We start from the raw sequence: 1,654 nt of genomic DNA, 5'->3' as shown, positions 1-1,654 counted from the left end.
CCCACTCGTCGTCATCCGTCGTGAACTTCGTTGCTCGGAAACCATCTCGGTCCGCGCCGCGTCCGTCACCCGTACGTAAACTCGCCTGACAGCAAGTCCTCACCGCACGGGGGAGTATCGCGGGATGTCTGAAAGCGCCCTCTCTGTTCCTGGTTTCGCCGAATTGGACGACGGCAGCGCCATGGCCTACCGCAAAGCCGTCCTGCTGGGCCGCTTTGTCCGAGAGGAGATCGCCACATCCCTGGGCACCGACACGGCCACCGTGGCGGGCATCGAGCAGGTCCTGTCCGCGCTCAGCCTGCTGCGCCCCATGCCGGGCGAGCCCGACCTGCTGGTGGCGGTGAGCCCGGACGCCGCCGCGACCGACCTGGTAGGGGCGACCGAGAGCCACATCCGTGAGCTCCAGCAGGCGGTCACGGACGTGCGCACCCAGATGCGTTCCCTGCTGCCCGCCTACTTCGAGAGCCGCCAGCAGCGCAACCAGACCGAGGCCATCGACGTGATCAGCGACCTCTCGGTGCTCCAGGCGATGCTCGACGAGTGTGGCGAGCGCTGCCGCACCGAGGTGCTCAGCGCCCAGCCCGGTGGGTCGCGGCCTTCCCCCCTGCTGACCAACGCCCGCCGCAAGACTCTGGAGCGCCTGGAGCGGGGGGTCCGGATCCGTCACCTCTACCAGCACACCGTGCGCCGGGATCTGGCCACCACCGCGTACGTACGGGCGGTCACCTCCAGCGGGGCCGAGGTGCGCACCACCGACGAACTCATCGACCGGATCGTCGTCTACGACCGGGAGGTGGCCTTCCTGCCCGAGCAGCACGTGGTGGGCCGGAGGCCCGGCGCGGTCGTGGTGCGGGAGCCGACGCTGGTGGCGTTCGTGTGCAAGGTGTACGACCACCTGTGGGCGGGGGCCACGCAGTTCAGCGCGGACGCCGAGGACACCCCCGAGGTCACCGACGACCTCAAGCGCTCGATCGTCAAGCTGATGGCGCAGGGGTACAAGGACGAGCTGGTGGCCCGGCGCCTGGGCATGTCGGTGCGCACCTGCCGGCGCTACATATCGCAGATCATGCTGGACGTGGAGGCCCACAGCCGGTTCCAGGCCGGGGTCAACGTCGCGCAGACCGGGCTGCTCGACCAGGGGTGAGACGGCCTGGGTGGGACCGCCTGTGGGACGGCGCGGGTGGGACAGCCCGGGCGGGACGGCCGGGGAGCGGGTGACAGTAGGTGTCAGAGAGCAAGTTGCCAACAGCACGGCCTGGATTCGGCCATGCGGTCGGCGCCACCCTGTCCTGGCGGGTCGCGAGGGACGCGGCCCTCTGAGGGAGGCGGCGATGAAGAGCACCGCGGTGGCTCCCTGGCCGCCGGCCGCCACCGCCGCGCGCCATCTGGTGCACCGGCGCCGTCCTCCTCCTCTACGGCCGTCGCGCCGGCTGTAGAGGAGGAGTTCGTCCTCACCGGCCTCCTCACCGGCCTCCTCACCGGTCTCCCCGGCGGTTTCCCCGGCGACGGGCCCGGCCGCTTCCACAACCGATGGTGCGGACGGCGCACCGGGCCGGGCTGTGGGCGCAGACGGTGGAACTGGCCGACGGCATGACGCGGTTCGTGGAGGCCCGGGCCTCCTGGGAGCTGTGGGAGGCGGCACACGGGCTGGCGC

The 1,654-nt window shown here is 71.0% G+C and carries 1 protein-coding gene; it reads left to right on the top strand.

Annotation, left to right across the window (positions count from 1 at the left end):
• The first annotated feature begins 124 nt into the window (after positions 1–124).
• Complete coding sequence (locus ACFWGD_RS13270) at positions 125–1,144, top strand: hypothetical protein (protein ID WP_377779155.1); 1,020 nt, start codon at positions 125–127, stop codon at positions 1,142–1,144.
• Positions 1,145–1,654: the final 510 nt, after the last annotated feature.

It is taken from the genome of Corynebacterium sp. NPDC060344 (assembly GCF_042725215.1).
Classification (GTDB): domain Bacteria; phylum Actinomycetota; class Actinomycetes; order Mycobacteriales; family Mycobacteriaceae; genus Corynebacterium.
The sequence above is the reverse complement of the archived record's forward strand: the minus strand, read 5'-3'. Positions and strand labels throughout refer to the sequence as shown.

Coding starts and splice junctions, on each gene's coding strand:
- ACFWGD_RS13270 (WP_377779155.1), top strand. CDS start 125: ATGTCTGAAAGCGCCCTCTCTGTTCCTGGTTTCGCCGAATTGGACGAC.